This is a genomic window from Micromonospora gifhornensis (assembly GCF_016863515.1).
GTDB classification, from domain to species: domain Bacteria; phylum Actinomycetota; class Actinomycetes; order Mycobacteriales; family Micromonosporaceae; genus Micromonospora; species Micromonospora gifhornensis.
Genome location: NZ_BOPA01000028.1, coordinates 15,796 through 32,978 on the forward strand (window position 1 = coordinate 15,796; position 17,183 = coordinate 32,978).

General features: G+C 71.1%; 15 protein-coding genes and 1 riboswitch. Of the genes, 7 read left to right on the top strand and 8 right to left on the bottom strand.

Translation table 11 applies throughout. The features are described from left to right. Positions 1–11: 11 nt before the first annotated feature. Complete coding sequence (locus Vgi01_RS20205; RefSeq protein WP_204292043.1) at positions 12–971, bottom strand: DUF8832 domain-containing protein; 960 nt, start codon at positions 969–971, stop codon at positions 12–14. 32 nt (positions 972–1,003) lie between these two features. After that, positions 1,004–1,213 (bottom strand): heavy-metal-associated domain-containing protein, encoded by a 210-nt coding sequence (locus Vgi01_RS20210; protein WP_102656767.1) that lies wholly within the window; start codon positions 1,211–1,213, stop codon positions 1,004–1,006. A gap of 120 nt (positions 1,214–1,333) precedes the next feature. On the opposite strand from Vgi01_RS20210, the gene Vgi01_RS20215 reads away from it, so the two are divergent. The 3 genes from Vgi01_RS20215 (at position 1,334) to Vgi01_RS20225 (ending at position 4,638) form a co-directional block, all read left to right on the top strand. Beyond that, entirely contained in the window at positions 1,334–1,630 is a 297-nt protein-coding gene (locus Vgi01_RS20215) for a metal-sensitive transcriptional regulator (RefSeq protein ID WP_043719477.1), read from the top strand. A 331-nt stretch (positions 1,631–1,961) separates the two neighbouring features. Beyond that, entirely contained in the window at positions 1,962–3,323 is a 1,362-nt protein-coding gene (locus Vgi01_RS20220; protein ID WP_102656766.1) for a YibE/F family protein, read from the top strand. A 166-nt stretch (positions 3,324–3,489) separates the two neighbouring features. Next, positions 3,490–3,620, top strand: a riboswitch (cyclic di-AMP (ydaO/yuaA leader). A gap of 4 nt (positions 3,621–3,624) precedes the next feature. After that, positions 3,625–4,638: a coiled-coil domain-containing protein gene (locus Vgi01_RS20225; RefSeq protein WP_204292044.1), complete on the top strand. Its 1,014-nt coding sequence runs from the start codon at positions 3,625–3,627 to the stop codon at positions 4,636–4,638. Between the two features lie 93 nt (positions 4,639–4,731). On the opposite strand, the gene Vgi01_RS20230 is transcribed toward Vgi01_RS20225, so the two are convergent. After that, a complete protein-coding gene (locus Vgi01_RS20230) occupies positions 4,732–5,430 on the bottom strand; it encodes a carbonic anhydrase (RefSeq protein ID WP_199180090.1) in 699 nt (232 codons plus the stop codon). A 201-nt stretch (positions 5,431–5,631) separates the two neighbouring features. Between Vgi01_RS20230 and Vgi01_RS20235 the strand changes: the two genes are divergently transcribed. The 4 genes from Vgi01_RS20235 (at position 5,632) to Vgi01_RS20250 (ending at position 9,071) form a co-directional block, all read left to right on the top strand. Then, the gene (locus Vgi01_RS20235; protein WP_102656764.1) at positions 5,632–5,964 is read left to right on the top strand and encodes a helix-turn-helix transcriptional regulator; all 333 of its coding nucleotides are present in this window, start codon (positions 5,632–5,634) and stop codon (positions 5,962–5,964) included. 101 nt (positions 5,965–6,065) lie between these two features. Further along, positions 6,066–6,563, top strand: a complete 498-nt coding sequence (locus Vgi01_RS20240; RefSeq protein ID WP_204292045.1) for a hypothetical protein — start codon at positions 6,066–6,068, stop codon at positions 6,561–6,563. 204 nt (positions 6,564–6,767) lie between these two features. Then, complete coding sequence (locus Vgi01_RS20245) at positions 6,768–7,589, top strand: hypothetical protein (RefSeq protein ID WP_239089082.1); 822 nt, start codon at positions 6,768–6,770, stop codon at positions 7,587–7,589. Positions 7,590–7,889: 300 nt separating this feature from the next. Then, entirely contained in the window at positions 7,890–9,071 is a 1,182-nt protein-coding gene (locus Vgi01_RS20250) for an AI-2E family transporter (protein ID WP_204292047.1), read from the top strand. Positions 9,072–9,151: 80 nt separating this feature from the next. Here the strand turns inward: Vgi01_RS20250 and Vgi01_RS20255 are convergent, their stop codons facing one another. The 5 genes from Vgi01_RS20255 to Vgi01_RS20275 form a co-directional block, all read right to left on the bottom strand. Beyond that, positions 9,152–9,820 (bottom strand): dienelactone hydrolase family protein, encoded by a 669-nt coding sequence (locus Vgi01_RS20255; RefSeq protein ID WP_204292110.1) that lies wholly within the window; start codon positions 9,818–9,820, stop codon positions 9,152–9,154. A gap of 454 nt (positions 9,821–10,274) precedes the next feature. After that, on the bottom strand, positions 10,275–12,653 hold the full coding sequence (locus tag Vgi01_RS20260; protein WP_102660377.1) for a glycoside hydrolase family 65 protein: 2,379 nt from the start codon (positions 12,651–12,653) through the stop codon (positions 10,275–10,277). Further along, positions 12,650–13,402 (bottom strand): HAD family hydrolase, encoded by a 753-nt coding sequence (locus Vgi01_RS20265; protein ID WP_204292048.1) that lies wholly within the window; start codon positions 13,400–13,402, stop codon positions 12,650–12,652. Before Vgi01_RS20265 ends, Vgi01_RS20260 begins: the two co-directional genes overlap by 4 nt. 135 nt (positions 13,403–13,537) lie before the next feature. Then, positions 13,538–14,839, bottom strand: coding sequence for an ABC transporter ATP-binding protein (locus Vgi01_RS20270; RefSeq protein WP_102660390.1), 1,302 nt, complete (start codon positions 14,837–14,839; stop codon positions 13,538–13,540). A gap of 148 nt (positions 14,840–14,987) precedes the next feature. Further along, positions 14,988–17,177 carry a bifunctional glycosyltransferase/CDP-glycerol:glycerophosphate glycerophosphotransferase gene (locus Vgi01_RS20275; protein WP_204292049.1) on the bottom strand — a complete coding sequence of 730 codons (2,190 nt, stop codon included), beginning with the start codon at positions 17,175–17,177 and terminating at the stop codon, positions 14,988–14,990. Between the last annotated feature and the right edge of the window lie 6 nt (positions 17,178–17,183).

Below are 17,183 nucleotides of genomic sequence, written 5' to 3' on the forward strand. Positions count from 1 at the left end.
CGCTGGTCCCGTCAGTTGTGCTCGTGTCCGGGGGTGCCGTGCTCGTCGGCGATGACGCCGTTCGGGCTGGGGATGGCGCCCGGGGCACCGACGTGCACGGTGAATTCGGCGGTGTGTACCACCCCGTCGTGGCGGAAGTCGAGATAGAGCCGGTACGCCCCGGCCGAGGGGAACTCGGCGCCGAAGCGCACCTGTGGCCCGGGTGCCGTCAGCCCGTCGCCCGGCCCGCCCTCGGGGTGCACGTGCAGGTAGGCCAGGTCCCCCTGGCGTAGTGCGACCAGGTGGCCGTACGCCCCCAGGTACGGTTCGAGATCGCGGACCGGCACCCCGTCGCGGCTGACGCTGAAGGTCAGGGTGGTGCTCTGGCCGGGCTGGGGTGTGCCGTGGAAGTCGACGGTGTAGCCGTGGACCGTGGTGCTGCTGGCCGGGGCCGGTAGGGCCTGCTCGGTCAACTCGCCGGGCACGGTCACGTCGACGCCGAGGGTCAGCGGCTCGCCGCCGGTCGGGGTGAAGTCGGCGAAGGCCCGCCACACACCGGGCGAGTTCAACGGTGAGGCGACCCGCCAGGTGCCGTCGGCGGCCAACTCCGGGTGCACGTGCTGGAAGCCGGAGAGGTCACGCCGGGCGACGATCAGGTGCATCGGCTTGTCGTGCGTCACCTCGTACCGGGTCACCGGCTTGCCCTCGGGGCCGGTGACCCGGAAGGCGAACTCACCCTCGGTGGCGGCGACCGGGACCAGGGTGTAGCCCCGGTCGGAGACGAGCAGCCCGCCGGGCAGGTGCCCGGCGGCTCCCGACGCGTCGTGCCCGCCCGTCTCCTGCCCGGGTGCGGCGGTTCCGTGCGGGCCTGTGTCATGGCCGTCGGCGACGACCGGGGCGGCGGGACCGGTCACCTGGCCGACGCCGTACGCGGCACCGAACACCGCCGCGAGGCCGAGCGCGAAGCCGGTGAGCTTCGTCGCTGTGTTCATCGTTGCACCTCGGTTTTCCGCCGCCGGTCGCCTCAGGCGCCGAGCAGTTCGTATCCGGCCTCGTCGACGGCCGCGCGTACCGCGTTCTCGTCGAGCGGCTGCTCGCTGGTGACGGTGACCCGGCCGGCGGGCAGGTCGACCGTCACGTCGGTGACGCCGGACAGCGCGCCGACCTGGCCGCTGACCGCGCTGACGCAGTGTCCGCAGGTCATGCCCTGCACCTGGTAGGTCGTGGTGACCATGGGGCTTCTCCTTTTCCGCCTGGCCCGGCCGAGGGGCGGCCGGTGCCACGAACATACCCGAGGGGGGTATCTCCAACGCGACCGTAGCATACCCCCAGGGGGTAGGTTATCCTCGTGCTCATGACCACACCGACGCCGATCCGCGGCTACACCGCCAGCAAGGACCAACTGCTCGCCCGGCTGCGCCGCGTCGAGGGCCAGGTGCGCGGCGTCGAGAAGATGGTCGACGAGGATCGCTACTGCATCGACGTGCTCACCCAGATCTCCGCCATCCAGGCCGCACTCGACAAGGTCGCCCTCGGCCTGCTCGACGGGCACGCCCGGCACTGCATGCACGAGGGAGCTGCCGAGGGCCGCGCCGACGAGATGGCCACCGAGATGATGGCCGCCGTCGGCCGCCTGATGAAGCGCGGCTGACCCGCTCTCCGGGCCACCCGTCGACCACCGCCCGCGCTCACGAACCGCCGACGGACCCCACGCACCCTGCGATCCGTTCCGGGGCTGGCTACCATTCGCACACGATGGCCTGCCGACATCCGCGCCTTCCGGCCCACCGCGCCGCCGGACGCGCACCCGCACCGCCGCCGCTGCCCGGCGACGACGACGGCCGCCCCGACACTCACCGTACGCAGCGATTCCGCCACGTTCCGGCCGCCTCGGCCGCCCACCGCGAGAGTCGTACGGCCGGACTGAACCGACTCGCCCGCCGACACGTACTCCGCTGAAGAAATCGTTGGGAGACTATCGAATGGGCGCCGATCACAGCCGTGCCGCTCCGCCCACCCCACCCGGGGTGCGGCGGATCCTCATCGTGACGGTGGTCCCCCTCTTCCTCGCCACGCTTGTCGCCGCGCTGGTGCTCTGGCCCCGCGACGCCCCCCGCCCGGAGGCCGGCGACGACCTGCCCCGGTACCACGGCACGGTCACCCGGGTGGTGACCGAACCCTGCCCGCCCAACCCCGCGGTGCCGGAGGGCACCCCGACGACGGCCGGTGGCCCGTGCGGCACCGTCACGGTACGGGTGCAGGACGGCCCGGACGCCGGCCAGCACGTCGACACCCCCATCCCGGCCGGGCCGGGCGCACCCTCGGTAAGCGTCGACGACGACGTCATCCTGGTCTCGTTGATCGACCCGGAGGACCCGGCGATCAGCACCTACAACATCGCCGAGCACCAGCGCGGTACGCCACTGATCTGGCTGGGAGTGCTCTTCGCCGCCGCCATCGTCGCCTTCGGACGACTGCGTGGGCTGGCCGCCCTGGCCGGCCTGGCGGCCAGCTTCGCCATCCTGCTCACCTTCGTGCTGCCCGGCATCAGCGCCGGCCAGCCGCCGCTGGTGGTCGCCATCGTCGGCGCCGCGTTGATCATGTTCGTGGTGCTGTACCTGACGCACGGGGTGTCCGCGCAGACCTCGGTGGCCGTACTCGGCACCCTCGGCGCGCTCGTGCTCACCGGGTTACTCGGCCTGGCCGCCACCAACGCGACCCACCTGACCGGCTTCGGCAGCGAGGACGCCACCACCCTGTCGATGTTCCGGGGCGACGTCGACCTGCACGGCCTGTTGCTGGCCGGCATCATCATCGGGTCACTGGGCGTCCTGGACGACGTCACGGTCACCCAGGCCGCGGCGGTCACCGAGTTGGCCCACGCCAACCCGAACATGTCCCGCCGCGAGTTGTACCGCTCGGCGACCCGGGTGGGCCGGGCGCACATCGCCTCGGTGGTGAACACCATCGTGCTGGCGTACGCCGGCGCGTCGCTGCCGCTGCTGCTCCTGCTCACCGCCGACTCCCGCGCGCTGGGTCAGATCGTGACAAGCGAGTTCCTCGCTCAGGAGATCGTCCGCAGCGTGGTGGCCACGCTCGGGCTGATCGCCGCCGTACCGCTGACCACCGCCCTGGCCACGGTGGTGACCACCGCCGGACGACGCCGTGCCGGGGCGAACGCCGCGCCCGGAGCACCCGACGACGTGGCCGTCGCCCTGCCGCGACCGGCGACGGACCGGGCCGAGACACTCCAGGCCCTCAGCACACCGCGTACCCGTCACACGCCCCCCGCCACCCGTTCGGAGTGGCCCGAACCGGACAGGAGCACCGACACCCCATGGTGACACTCCTCAACGTGAGCACGCCGACCGAAAGGATCGACAAGCGTGTCACTCGTCACCCAGTGCGATTACGAAATGACACATCTTGCCGGGTTCGGCACGTAGAGGACCAGACCGACCGTCGGGTAACCTCACTGCCGGTCACCGCCGAAGGCGCGCACCGGCGCCTGCGGTGCCACCGCCCAATCGCCACCAGGCGAGCCGGGAACCCAGGTACGTGGGGTGAATCCGCACCAGCGGTAGGGGCCACTTCCGTCCCGAACCCGTCAGCTAACCCGGTCGGCGGTCGATGGAAGGGAAGACAGTGACGGCACCCCTACGCCGCTGGTTGACGCCCGTGGTGGCCGTGTTCGCCGCGTTCGCCGTCTTCGCCGGCCCGCTGCCGGCGACGGCTGCGCCGAAGCCCCCCAAACCAGCCGGTCACGACGACGACCCGCCGATGCTCAACGAGCTGATCGAGGCGACGAACCGGGACTACACCAAGGCCAAGTCGAAGCTGGAAAAGTCCAAGAAGAAGCAGCTCAAGCTCGCCGTCGAGGTCCGCCGCGCCGAGGCTGACCTGGACGCCCTCGCCCCACAGGTCGCCGAGATCGCCACCCAGTCGTACCGGACCGGCCGGGTGGGCGCGATCGCCATGCTGTTGCAGAGCAACGCCCCCGACTCGTTCATCCACCGCGCCGCCGCGCTCGACGAGTTGAACCTGGTCAACAGCAAGAAGCTGGGTGAGGTCAACGCGGTCAAGCGCCGCGCCGAGACGGCCAAGCTGGCGCTCGACGCCGAGGTAGGCGAGCAGCAGAAGCTGACCAACGACATGGCCCGCAAGAAGAGCGACGCGGAGAAGTCACTCCGCCTGGTCGGTGGCGTCGGTCTTACCGGCGGCCTGGTGGCCGCCACCTCTCCGGTCGCCCGGCCCGGCCCGAACCGGTCAGCCGACGGCGGCTGGAAGGCCGAGTCGTGCAACCAGAACGACCCGACCACCTCCGGCTGCATCACGGCGCGTACCCTGCACATGTACAAGGAGGTCAAGCGCGCCGGTTTCAACAGGTTCGTCGGCTGCTACCGACCGGGTGACAAGTGGGAGCACCCCAAGGGCCGAGCATGTGACTGGTCGTTGCAGAACAGCGGTTTCCGGCCCTGGTACAACGACGACACCCGGATCTACGGCAACAACCTGGCCGCGTTCCTGGTCCGTAACGCCGACCGGTTGGGTGTCTACTACGTGATCTGGAACCGGCAGATCTGGTTCCCGGCGACCGGCTGGAGTTCCTACAGCGGCCCGTCGAACCACACAGACCACGTGCACGTCTCGATGTACTAGCGCACGTCCGGCAGCACTTCGAGGGCCGTCCCGCCGTCCGGTGGGGCGGCCCTCGGTCCGTCGGCTGATGCCCTCGGCGGCTCGGGCGCGCCGTCAGGCGGCGGACGCGAGCTCGGCGACCAGCTCCGCCGGTTCCGCAGCCACCGCACGGACCTCGCCGGCGGCCAGCCGGTAGGACATGCCGACCACCGCGCAACGCCCGGCGGAGACCTCGGCGGCAAGCATCGCGGACGAACCCAGCATCGCCGTCACGGTCTGCGCGATGTGAATGTCGACGATCGAGTTCAGGTCGTCCACCCCGGCGGCCTGGGCCTGGCGCAGGCTGGGCACCACGGCGTCCACCACCGCACCCAGGTGACCCGCGGGGGCAGCGCCGGTGGCCAGTGCCGCGCGGGCCGCCTGCACGGCACCGCAGGAGTCGTGCCCGAGCACCACCACCAGCGGCGTACGCAGCACCGACACCGCGTACTCAACGCTGCCCAGCACCTCCGGGCCGACGGTGTGCCCGGCGGTCCGGACCACGAAGAGGTCACCCAGCCCGCGATCAAAGATGATCTCGGCGGCCAGCCGGGAGTCGGAGCAGCCCACGATCACGGCAAACGGATGCTGCTCCCCGGCCACGGCAGCGCGACGTCCGGCGTTCTGATTGGGATGCCACGCCGTGTCGGTGACGAACCGCCGATTACCGGCCATCAGTTCGGCAAGCGCCAGTTGCGGCGCGCCCGGAATATCCGCGGTGAGCAGTTCCCGCTCCGGCCGCAGCTCTGTTCCGATCGGTCCGGGTCGACTCATCCGGCGCCCCCTCGCTACTCATGCGATGCCTGGTCATCCCGGGCCGACGCTGGTCACGGGCTGGTCCAACGGTCACACGCAGCGCAAGCCGCGTCAAGGAATGCGTGATATGGATTTCAGGTATCCCTGGACGCTTGCGCTCCGGGGCGAGCGGGTGCAGGGCCCGACGGCATAGCCCGAAAAAGCTGAAAGGCCCATACGATGGGCGACATGGCAACGACAGGCGAGCGGGAGAACGCCCGTAACTGGACTTTTCTCACCAACCACGGGCATGTGCTGCTCGCCATCGCACGCAACCCCACCGCCCGGCTCCGCGACGTCGCCGACGAGGTGGGCGTGACCGAACGGGCCGCCCAGGCCATCGTCGCCGACCTGGAGGCCGAGGGTTACCTCCAGCGCACCCGCGTCGGGCGACGCAACGAGTACACCCTCAACCCGGCCGGTCGCTTCCGGCACCCCGCCGAGGCCGATCGTCAGGTCGGCGACCTGCTGGCGCTGTTCGCCGAGGAGCCAGTGGCCGGCACCACGTCGTAGCCCGCACCCCGCCGCCCATCCGGCCCGCGCGTGGTGGCCTTCACCACCCCTGAACGAACGGGCCGCTGCGGTTGCTGCGCAAGGGCGATAGGTTTGACCGCGTGCCGAGTCTCGCGTTCTCCCGTCCACTGTGGTCGGTGACGCGCTGCCCGCTGGCGGATCTGACCCGCCTGGCGCTGACGGCACTCATCCTGGCCGTCGGCCTCGGCGGCGTCACGGCCGCCGGCCTGCCGGACGGCACAGCAGACCTCCCGGCCGCCCCACCCGCCGCCGCTGTGTCCAGCCGCGCCGGCGACGTGACCGCCCCAGCCTTCCGGCCCGGCAACAACGAGTCAGCGCAACGTGTGGAGCCGGCGCGCACCCGGCCCGGGAACGACGAGTCGACGCTCAACTCGTCCCGAAACGAGTCAGCGCTGCCCTCCTCCTGGAACGAGTCGGCGCTCGTCTCGCCCGTGAGCGCTGTGCATGCCGCAGCCGCGGTGCCGCACTCCGAGCGCACCGACGCCGGGGCCGTCGCCCCCGTCAGCACCCGGCCTGCCGCCGTACGCCTCGCCGCCGGTCCCGGTGAACCGACCCGGCGCGGCCCTCCGACCGCCTGACCTGGGCAGGCTCACGACCACTGGCTGGCTTTGCGCCCTCTCCTGGCCGGGCCGGGCTCGCACCACCTGACGGAGTCGGCACCCACACGCCACCCGCCGGTGAGGCCCCCTCCCGACCACGACCAAGGTCACGGTCACGGGTTGCGGCCCTGTTCCTCCGTTTCCCAGCACAGTTCGACGAACCCCATCCGCCACGAGGTGCTGATGATGCAGATCGCTCTCTCCGCCGTCCTGCCCGACGTGTCCCGGGCCGCCGTGATCTGGCTGAGCCTGTTGGGCATCGTCGTACTCGCCGTCTCCGGCCTGCTGCTGCGTCCCCGGCGACTTCGGTTCGACGTGGGTGCCCGGATCCGGGAAGCTGCCCTGCCGACCCCGCCGGAGGAGCGGGACGAGGATCGCTGGGCGGAAGAGGTCATGGTGGCCGCCGACCGCGCGGAGGCGACGGCTCGCCGCCGACGCGACGAATGGCTCGCCGCACAGGACGAGGCCGAGCAGGCGTGGGAGGCGTACCAGGCGGCGGAGGCGGACGTACGCCGGTTGGCCGAAGCCGCGAACATGCCACTGCCGCACACCCCACGCACCCCGGCCGAGTACGCCGACCGGGAGCGCTGGCTGCACCGGGCGGTGCTGGAGGCGTACTGGCGGCGGGAACTGTCGGTGGAGCAGCTCAGCGATGTCTTCGCGCACCGCGGCTGGGACCCCCGCCTGCACCCGGTCCAGCAGGAGTTGGTGCTACGCCGGGCGATACGTGACCACCTGTTCGCCCAACAGCGGGTGGCCCGGGAACGGGAGCAGGAAGCCTGGCACGCCGCCGAGGTCGCCGCCGCAGCCGCCCGCAACCTGCGAGCCGAAACCACCACCGCCCTCCTGACAGCCGAACAACACGGCTCCCTCCTCCCCCTCACCCCCCTCCCCGACCCCACCCCACCACCCACTCCGCCCACCACCACCGAACACCCCAACCCCGAACAAACCCGGGAAATCCCCCCCAACCCCATAGCCCGCCCCCCAGCCCCCGCCTACTGACCCACCCCAGCCCTCCACCCCGCCTTCCCTCCACCCCAGCCTCACCACCCAGCCACCCACCCCACCGCGCCCAGCCTGAGCAAGCGCCAAGGCACCGTTGACGCCCCCACCCGCCAACGCCCACCAGCCCGCGTTGATCAAGAGGTTTTGGTCGGGAATCGTGCTGAGGCAGACCAAAACCTCTTGATCAACGCGAAGGGCCGGGGGGTGGGGAAGGCCGGGCGAAGGCGGAGCGGGGTGGGACGGGGGTGTTGGGGGGAGGGTGGGTGGGTAGGACCTCGCGGACGCGAGGAGGGCGACGTGGTCGCAGCGGGGGGTGCCGGGCGCAGGCCCGATGAGGCGGCGGACCGGGCGGCAGCGGCAGCAGCCGGACCGCGGCAGACGTGGGCGGCCCTGCCCTGGTTGGTACGTACCGCCGTGGTGTGGAGCGCCTGCCTGGTGGTGATCGCCGCTGGGCTCTACCTGCTGGCGCGGATCACCCTGCTGGTCACACCGCTGGCCATCGCGCTGGCCGCCACCTTCTTCCTCGCCGCGCTGCTCGACCCGGTGCAACTCGCGCTCCGCCGGCTGCGGCTGCCCGCCTCGCTGGCCGCCCTGCTCACCGTCCTGCTGCTGCTCGGCATCCTGGGTGGTCTCGGGGTACTTGTGTGGAACCTGACCGCCAACCAGTTCAGCGAACTGGGTGATGAACTGCAGCAGGGCCTCGGGCGCACCCGGGATCTGATCACCTCCACCCTGCCGGTGACCGATCAACAGCTCGACGGTCTTCTCGACCAGCTACGCAAGGCGGCCACCGAGCAGGAGGTCGACCCGGTCGCCAGCGCCCGCACCGTGACCGAGGTGTTCGGCTCCGCCCTGCTCGCCCTGGTGCTGCTGTTCTTCCTGCTCAAGGACGGCCGGGCGATGTGGCACTGGACGTTGCGCCGGATGACCGGGCCGAACCGGGACGTCGCCGCCGAGGCGGGCCGGGTCGGTTGGCGCACGCTCGGGTCGTACACCCGAGGCACCATGCTGATCGCGGCCATCGACGCGATCGGCATCGGCCTGGCACTGGTCCTTCTCGGCGTACCGTTGGCCTTTCCCCTGGCCTTGATCACGTTCATCGGCGGGTTCGTGCCGATCATCGGCGCGACCGTGGCCGGCGCGGTCGCGGTGCTGGTGGCGCTCGCCGCGAACGGTCCCACCACGGCGCTGCTCACCCTGGCTGCGGTGATCGCCGTGCAGCAGATCGAGGGAAACCTGCTGGAACCGCTGGTGATGAAGCGTCAGGTACGGCTGCACCCGGTGGTGATCCTGTTGGCGGTCACCGCCGGCACCCTCATCGCCGGCATAGCCGGGGCCTTCGTCGCGGTGCCGATCGCCGCCGTCGCCTGGCGGATCATCGACAGCGTGCAGCGCCAACGAGAGGCCGCCGCAGCAGCCCGACCGGCACCTCCGGCACCCGACGACCCCCCGGCCACCGCAGATCCCGCACCCGGCTGAGACGCCCGCACTCCCGTCGCCGCGCAAGCGTCAAGTGGGACGACACGCTGTCGACGACGGGCACGGGGGCCGCGATGGTGTCAGGCCGGGGAGAGCTGAGGGTGCAGGTAGTCGTGGAACCAGTCGGCCGCAGCCTCGGCCACCTGTTCCAGGGTGCCGGGCTCCTCGAAGAGGTGCGTCGCACCGGGGATCACCCGCAGGTCGGCCGGGGCCGTCAGCTGGTCCAGCGCGTGCCGGTTGAGCGAGATCACCGGCTCGTCGAGGCCGCCGACGAGCAGCAGGGTGGGGGCGCGCACCTGGCCGAGCGCGGCTCCCGCCAGATCCGGACGACCGCCTCGGGACACCACGGCGTACACCTGCTCGGGCCGTCGGGCCGCCGCGACGAGGGCGGCGGCGGCACCCGTACTGGCACCGAAGATGCCGATCCGGGCCGTGTCGAAGGGCTGCTCCGAGGCCAGCCAGTCCACGATCGTGGCCAGTCGGCGGGACAGCAGGTCGATGTCGAAGCGTAGTTCGGCGGTGACGGCGTCCGCCTCGGCCTCCGCCGGGGTGAGCAGGTCGACAAGTACGGTGCCGAGCCCGCCCGCACTCAGCGACCTGGCCACGGCGACGTTGCGGGGACTGTGCCGCGAACTTCCGCTACCGTGCGCGAACAGCACCGCGCCCACCGGCTGGGCCGGAATCAGCAGGTCCGCCGGCAGGTCGGCCCCACCAGCCGGGATCGTCACCGCGTTGCCCCGAACGTCCATCGTCATCCTCCCGATCACGGCCGACCCGATCCCCCCGGCATACCCCGCCCGGCGGTCACCACGCCGTCGCTCACGAGCGACAGCGTGCTGACCGCTGTCGCTCGCGAGCGTTTGCCGGGGGTCGGGTCGGGTAGCCGTCGCGGGACCGCAGACGGACCGGTGCCATCGGGTACCGGCGATCAGATCGCGAGGACCGTCATGCCGCATCATCACCGTGAGCCCGTCGACCAGGCCGCCGAACGTAAGCGGCAGAAGCAGGACGCCCCGCGTGGTCAGGACTGGGCGGACAAGGCTGCCCAGGCGCGGTCGGCCGACGACCCTCGGGCCCGAACGCCCCACGATCCCACCGGACGCCCTTCGCAGGGTGAACCTATCTGACCTGCCGCGCGGACGGCCCTCTGCTCAGAGCAGACGCTCAGGGCAAGGGCTCGTAGCAGGCGCTCGGAGCAGAGGCTCAGGGCAGGTGCTCGGGCAGGCGGAGCAGCGGGGCCCGGCCGGGGGGCTGCTCCACCGGGGGCAGGTTCTCCGGCGGCGGGGGAATCGGCAGGGTCACCGGCTCCCCGGAGGTGACCTGCACCGATTCGCCGTGGTGGCGTACCTCCATGGTGGCGTCCGGATCGGTGTGGTGGTGCAGGACGTACGTCGTCTCGTGCGGTCGTACGGTCACCCGTAGCCGGAGTCCCCGGCACTCGAGCGAGAACGCCAACCGGCCGATCCGGGTGGGCAGACGCGGGGCGAACGAGGGTACGCCGTCGTGGTCCCGTAGCCCACCGAAGCCGGCGACCAACGCGATCCACGCGCCGGCCAGCGACGCCATGTGCACGCCGTCGCGGGTGTTCTCGTTCAGGTCGTGCAGGTCCATCAGCGCTGCCTCGCGCAGATAACTGTGCGCCAACTCCAGGTAGCCGACCTCGGCCGCCAGCACCGCCTGGGTGCAGGCCGACAGCGACGAGTCCCGGACGGTACGCCGCTCGTAGTAGAGGAAGTTGCGCAGCTTCTCCTCGTCGGTGAACGCGTCACCCCGCCAGTGCATGGCCAGCACCAGGTCGGCCTGCTTGACCACCTGCTTGCGGTACAGGTCGAAGTACGGGTAGTGCAGCAGCAACGGGTACTTGTCCTGCGGGGTGTGCGCGAAGTCCCACTCCTGCAACCGGGTGAAGCCCTCGACCTGCTGGTGCACGTCGATCTCGTCGTCGTACGGAATGTGCATGGCCGTGGCGGCGTCCCGCCACGCGGCGGCCTCCTCGTCGGTGACCCCGAGGTGGAAGGCGTCGTCGCGGTAGCGCATCGCCACGTCCGCGGCGACGCGCAGATTCCGCTGTGCCATCAGGTTGGTGTAGATGTTGTCGTTCTTGACGGCCGTGTACTCGTCGGGGCCGGTCACGCCGTCGATGTGGAACTGACCGTTGCGGTCGTGGTGCCCGAGGGAGCGCCACAGCCGGGCGGTCTCCACCAGCAGGGTCAGCCCGATCTCGCGTTCCAACTCCTGATCGCCGCTGATCAGCACGTAGCGTCGCAGCGCGTCGGCGATGCCGGCCGCGATGTGGAAGGCAGCCGTGCCGGCCGGCCAGTAGCCCGACGACTCGGGACCTTCGATGGTCCGCCAGGGGAAGGCCGCCCCGGCCAGGTTGAGTGTGCGGGCCCGCTCGTGCGCCTGTTCCAGGGTCGAGAATCGCCAGAACAGCGCGTCGCGCACAGCCGCCGGATGGGTGTACGTCAGCACCGGCAGCACGAACATCTCGGTGTCCCAGAACGCGTGCCCGTCGTACCCCGGGCCGGTGAGACCCTTCGCGGCGATGGGCCGGCGTTCCGCGCGGGCGCCGGCTTGGAGCACGTGGTACAGCCCGAACCGGACGGCCTGCTGGACCTCCGGATCGCCGTCGATCTCCACGTCGGCGGCGTCCCAGAACTCGTCCAGGTACTCCCGCTGCTCGCGGACCAGCCCGTCCCAGCCGTCGAGTTTCGCGGCGGCCAGAGCAGCACCCACCTGGTCGCGCAGGGCGGGTAGCGAGCGCCGGCTGGACCAGCCGTAGGTCAGGTACTTCACCACACTCAGCCGCTGGCCCGGCTCCAGCACGCAGCCGACGGTGGTCCGCACCCAGTCCTCGTACCCCTCGGACTCGATCGTGGTGCGCGACGGTGAGTCGACCTCGTGCTCCATCGCCGCGGCGACCCGTAGCCCGGAGACCTTGGTGCGGTGGATGAGCAGCCCGCCGTCGGAGGTGGTCAGCTCCTCCTCGGCCTGCAGGGGCGACTCCAGCACGGCGGCGACCCGGGGGTCCCGGCTCTGCGGCGGCAGGGCCTCGTTGGCCACCAGCTCCGACTGGATGATCAGCCGCAGCGGCCGGTCGTCGGCGACCTCCACCTCGTAGCGGATGGCGGCCACCGACCGCTGTCGGAAGGAGACCAGTCGGGTGCTGTGCACCCGCACCTCCCGGCCGGCCGGCGAGCGCCAGTGCAGGGTCCGGTGCAGGGTGCCGGCCCGCAGGTCGAGGACCCGTTCGTGGGCGAGCAGTTCGCCGTAGCGCACGTCCAGCGGCTCGTCGTCGACAAGCAGCCGGATCAGCTTGCCGTTTGTCACGTTGACGATGGTCTGACCGGACTCGGGAAAACCGAAACCCGCTTCCGCGTACGGCAGGGGACGCAGCTCGTAGAACGAGTTGAGGTACGTGCCGGGCAGCCCGTGCGGCTCGCCCTCGTCCAGGTTGCCGCGCAGCCCGACGTGCCCGTTGGAGAGCGCGAAGACCGATTCGGACTGGGCGAGCACGTCCACGTCGAGTTGGGTCTCCCGGACGTGCCACGGTTCGACCGGGTACGCCCGCTCCCGGATCACTCGGGCCGTCCGGCTTCGAGCAGTTCAGCCAGGTCGGTGACGACCACGTCGGCGCCGTGGGCGCGCAACTCGTCGGCCTGCCCGGCCCGGTCGACCCCGACGACGTACCCGAAGCCGCCGGCCCGACCGGCCTCGACTCCGGCGAGCGCGTCCTCGAAGACGGCCGCCTGCTCCGGCTCGACGCCGAGCAGCTTCGCACCGGCGAGGAAGGTGTCCGGATGCGGCTTGCCGCGCAACCCCTCGGCGCGTGCTGTCAGTCCGTCCACCCGTTCCTCCAGCAGCGGTTCGAGCCCGGCGGCGGCGATGACCTCCCGGCCGTTGGCGCTGGCCGTGACGACCGCGCGACGCAGCCCGGCCGCGGCCACCGCCTTCAGGTACGCCACCGAACCGGGGTAGACGTCGACACCTACGCTGCGGATCCGCTCCACCACCAGGGCGTTCTTCTGGTTGCCGATCCCGTGCACGGTCTGCGCGCCCGGCGGGTCCTCGGCCGTCCCCTCGGGCAGGGTGATGTTCCGCGAGGCGAGAAAGGTGCGGACGCCGTCGAGGCGGGGCCGCCCGTCGACGTAGCGGTGGTAGTCCGGTCCCGGGTCGAAGGGCTGGTACGGCTCGCCGCTGGCGTCGGCGTGCCGGTGCAGGAAGTCGTCGAACGTCTCGGTCCACGCGGCGTTGTGCACCCGGGCGGTCTGCGTGAGCACACCATCCAGGTCGAAGAGACACGCGGTCACATGATCCGGCAGGCCGAGCACCGCACCAATCTATCCACGGTCACCGCCCGGCAAACGTACTTCGCCCAACCCGGCGCGCCGCCCGGTCATCGAGCCGTGTTAACAGGGGGCCCTTCCTCTACCGCAGGCGTTAAGAAGGTGCCCTTCCTTGCACCCTCAGCGCCAGCCGACGTCGATGCGGGCGCCGCGTTCGTCGAAGAAGTGCAGGGCGTCCATGCGTACCTTGATGGCCAGTGGGTGACCGGCGGAGACGGCGGGGTACGGCGCGAGCCGGACCGCCAGTTCGGCCGGGCGGCGGTGGTGCCGGCCGGGATCGGCAAGGACGCTGGCCTGGCCGCCGCTGTTCGGGTTCGCCTCCGGCACCGGGGCCCGGCCGGTGAACCGCTGCATCACCTGGCCGAAGCGGCGCAGGCCGCGCTGACCGAGCGGGGTGTCGCTGTCCGGCGGCGCGCCGACCTCGTCCACCACGATCGCGGTCGCGCCGATGTCGAGGAAGGCCAGCGACTCGTGCCCGTGGTGTTCCAGGTAGCGGATCCGGCCCTGGAGGACGTCGCCCGGTGCGTCGGGGGCGACCGGGGTGAGCGCCTCGGCCCGCATACCGACCACGATCCGCTCGCCGTGGTAGTGCGCCACCGCACGGCTGCGGATGTCGTCCCACGGCAGGTAGAGCGCCTGCTCCCCGAGGGTGAGGGTGACGTACCGGTCGAGGTGGACGTAGACCGACGCCTCCAGCAGGTTCATCCGAGGGCTGCCCAGGAAGGCGGCGACGTAGAGGGTGGCCGGGCGGCCGTACACCTGGGTCGGGGTGCCCACGTCCTGGAGGACGCCCTTGCGCATGATGGCGACCCGGTCGGCCATGGTCAGCGCCTCGGCCTGGTCGTGCGTCACGTAGATGGTGGTGACCCCCAGCTCGCGGGTCAGGCCGGAGATCTCGGCCCGCAACTCCGCGCGCAGTCCGCTGTCGAGGTTGGACAGCGGTTCGTCCATCAGGAACAGTTTCGGACGACGCACGATGGCCCGGCCCATCGCGACCCGCTGCCGCTGCCCGCCGGAGAGCTGGCTCGGGCGTCGTGCCAGCACGTCACCGATGCCGAGGGCGCTTGCCACGTCGGTGACCCGCTCGCCTCGCGGGGCCGGTTCGACGCCGGCGAGCTTGAGCGGGAAGGCGATGTTGTCACCGACGCTCATGTGCGGGTAGAGCGCGAAGTCCTGGAAGACCATGGCAATCCCGCGCTCCCGGGGCGGCAGGTCGTTGGACACCTCCCCGTCGAGCATCACCGCCCCCGAGGTCGGCTCCTCCAACCCGGCGACCATGCGCAGCACCGTCGACTTGCCACAGCCGGAGGGCCCGAGCAGCACCATGAACTCTCCGTCGTTGACGTCGAGATTGATGCTGTCCACCGCGACCGTGCCGTCTCGGAAGACCTTCGTGACATCCTTGAGCGCGACGGTGCTCACCGTCTCCTCCCCCACCTCGTCTGCCGAACCCGGCAATGACTGTGACCAGGATCATGTCGGTCGCACATCGGGTAAACGTGTGATGTTCCGGTCGTGACAGACGTATTACGTTCCATCGAGTAGCGGCTATCGACTGAATTTTCCAGACTCAGCCGGAGATGTCACCGAGGAAAACCCGACGAACCACCCGCTGCGCGGCCTGCCCGTCCTCCAACGCACAGAATCTGTCCCGGAACCGCGCCCGGGTGTGGTCGGCCGCGACGGAGTCGGACTGCCCTGCCCGCAACACGTCCAGCAACTCGGGAAAGGTCCGCGCCACCGGCCCGGGCGGCTCGGCGAGCAGGTCGAAGTAGACCCCCCGGGTCAGCCGGTACGCGTCCCAGTCCGGCGCGTAGATGACGATCGGCCGGTCCAGCACCGCGTAGTCGAACATCGCCGAGGAATAGTCGGTGACCAGCACGTCGGCCGCGAGGTAAAGCTCCTCGACCTCGGGATGGGCGCTGACGTCGATGATGCGGTCCCGACCCGCGGGCGGCCACGCTCGCCGGTCGCGGTCGTGGAAGTAGTGGCTGCGCATCAGTAGCAGCCCGGACGGGCCGATCGCGTCGAGCACCCGTTCCGGGTCGAACGGTGGCCGATAGCCGGGCAGGTGCTCCCGGTGCGTCGGGGCGTACAGCACGACCAGCTCGCCGAGGCCGGCGCCGAACTGGGCGCGCAGCCGCAGCACCTCCTCGGGGGGCGCGGTGACCAGACGGTCGTTGCGCGGGTAACCCACCTCCAATGTGGTGTACGCGGCCGGATAGGCCCGCTCCCACATCTGGGTGGAGAAGCTGTTCGCGGTGATGCTGTAGTCCCAGCGGTCCACCCGGCGCAGCAGGCCGGCGAAGTCCATCCCGACCGCGCCCAACGGATAGCGCTGCTGGTCCAGGCCCATCACCTTGACCGGGGTGCCGTGGTGCGTCTGTACGTGCACCGAACCCGGCCGTTTGCGCACCGAGTCAGGAAAGTTGACGTTGTTGATCAGCCACTTCGCCCGGGCCAGCACCCGGTGGTACGCGGGAGTGCCGGCCACCACGTACTCGACGCCCTCGGGCAACGTGTGCACCCGGTCCCGGCGGACGATCCACACACCTCGGATCTCCGGCACCAGTTGCCGGGCCGCCTCGTAGATCGCCGCCGGGTTGCAGGCGTAACCGCGATACCAGTAGGCCGCATAGACGGCGAGGTTCTCGTCCAACGGGCGACGCGCTTCGGCGCGGTGGTAGCCGTACAGCGCGACGTCCCGAGCCGCCCGTACGGTGGCCCGGGCCGGCGGCACCACCCGGCGCTTGACCCGCCCGGCGGCCCGGCGGGCCTTCTCCCCCGTCCGGCTGGTGGCGCGCAACGCCGAGTACGTCCGCCACTGCCCGGCCGCCACCAGCCGGTGCTTGAGCCCTTCCACCCCGGGGGGAATCCGGTGGCCGCCCGGCGGCCGGAAACGGGCGTGGTCGATCGTCACCCGGGCGAAGAAGGTCGGCCGCAGTTCCGCCGGGACCCGGTTCTCGTTGCCGAGCACCGTCAGGTAGTGCCACATCATCCGCTCGAACAGCGCCGCCCGCAGTTGCCCGGCGTCGAACCGGTCGGCCTCCCGGAACACCCGGTGCCACTGCTCGAAGACCTCGAAGTGCCGCTCACCCTGGGTCTTGGTGATCGCCCCCGCCCGCCGCTGCCGGTAGTTCACGCAGACCGTGTCGAGCACGCCGATCCGGTCGGCGGCCAGCAGCACCGGATAGCTGAACGAGACGTCCTCGTACCAGCCGGGGGCGAAGCGCAGCCCGATCTCGGCCAGGAACTGCCGCCGGACCAGCCGGTTCCAGGCGGTGTGCAGCAGTTCCAGGGTCTCCGGTCGGTCCCGCAGCCGGAAGGTGATCGGCCCGGTCGGCTCCGGGAACACCTCGGCCATCGCGCTGCGGGTGACCGTGCCGTCCCAGTGCGTGCGGACGTGGTCGACCAGCAGCACGTCGGGCCGGGTGGTGTGCAGCCGCTCGGCCACCTCGACCAGGCAGTCGGGCACCAGCCAGTCGTCTCCGTCGACGAACCAGACGTACTCGCCGACGGCCCGGTCCAACCCGGCGTTGCGGGCCGGTCCGAGCCCGAGGTTGCGGTCCAGCCGGACGGCGCGTACCCGGTCGTCGCGGGCCGCGTACTCGTCGAGGATGTCGCCGCTGGCGTCGGGCGAGCAGTCGTCGACCCCGATCACCTCGATGTCGGTGACCGGCTGGGCGAGGATCGAGTCCAGGCACTCCCGCAGGTAGCCCTGGACGCGGTAGGCCGGGACGACGAAGCTGATGAGCGTCATCGTCCC

Excerpts from the sequence above, each read along its gene's own strand:
- Vgi01_RS20230 (WP_199180090.1), bottom strand. The coding sequence starts at position 5,430 with ATGAGTCGACCCGGACCGATCGGAACAGAGCTGCGGCCGGAGCGGGAA.
- Vgi01_RS20275 (WP_204292049.1), bottom strand. The coding sequence starts at position 17,177 with ATGACGCTCATCAGCTTCGTCGTCCCGGCCTACCGCGTCCAGGGCTAC.
- Vgi01_RS20245 (WP_239089082.1), top strand. The coding sequence starts at position 6,768 with ATGATGCAGATCGCTCTCTCCGCCGTCCTGCCCGACGTGTCCCGGGCC.
- Vgi01_RS20215 (WP_043719477.1), top strand. The coding sequence starts at position 1,334 with ATGACCACACCGACGCCGATCCGCGGCTACACCGCCAGCAAGGACCAA.
- Vgi01_RS20255 (WP_204292110.1), bottom strand. The coding sequence starts at position 9,820 with ATGGACGTTCGGGGCAACGCGGTGACGATCCCGGCTGGTGGGGCCGAC.
- Vgi01_RS20205 (WP_204292043.1), bottom strand. The coding sequence starts at position 971 with ATGAACACAGCGACGAAGCTCACCGGCTTCGCGCTCGGCCTCGCGGCG.
- Vgi01_RS20210 (WP_102656767.1), bottom strand. The coding sequence starts at position 1,213 with ATGGTCACCACGACCTACCAGGTGCAGGGCATGACCTGCGGACACTGC.
- Vgi01_RS20235 (WP_102656764.1), top strand. The coding sequence starts at position 5,632 with ATGGGCGACATGGCAACGACAGGCGAGCGGGAGAACGCCCGTAACTGG.
- Vgi01_RS20220 (WP_102656766.1), top strand. The coding sequence starts at position 1,962 with ATGGGCGCCGATCACAGCCGTGCCGCTCCGCCCACCCCACCCGGGGTG.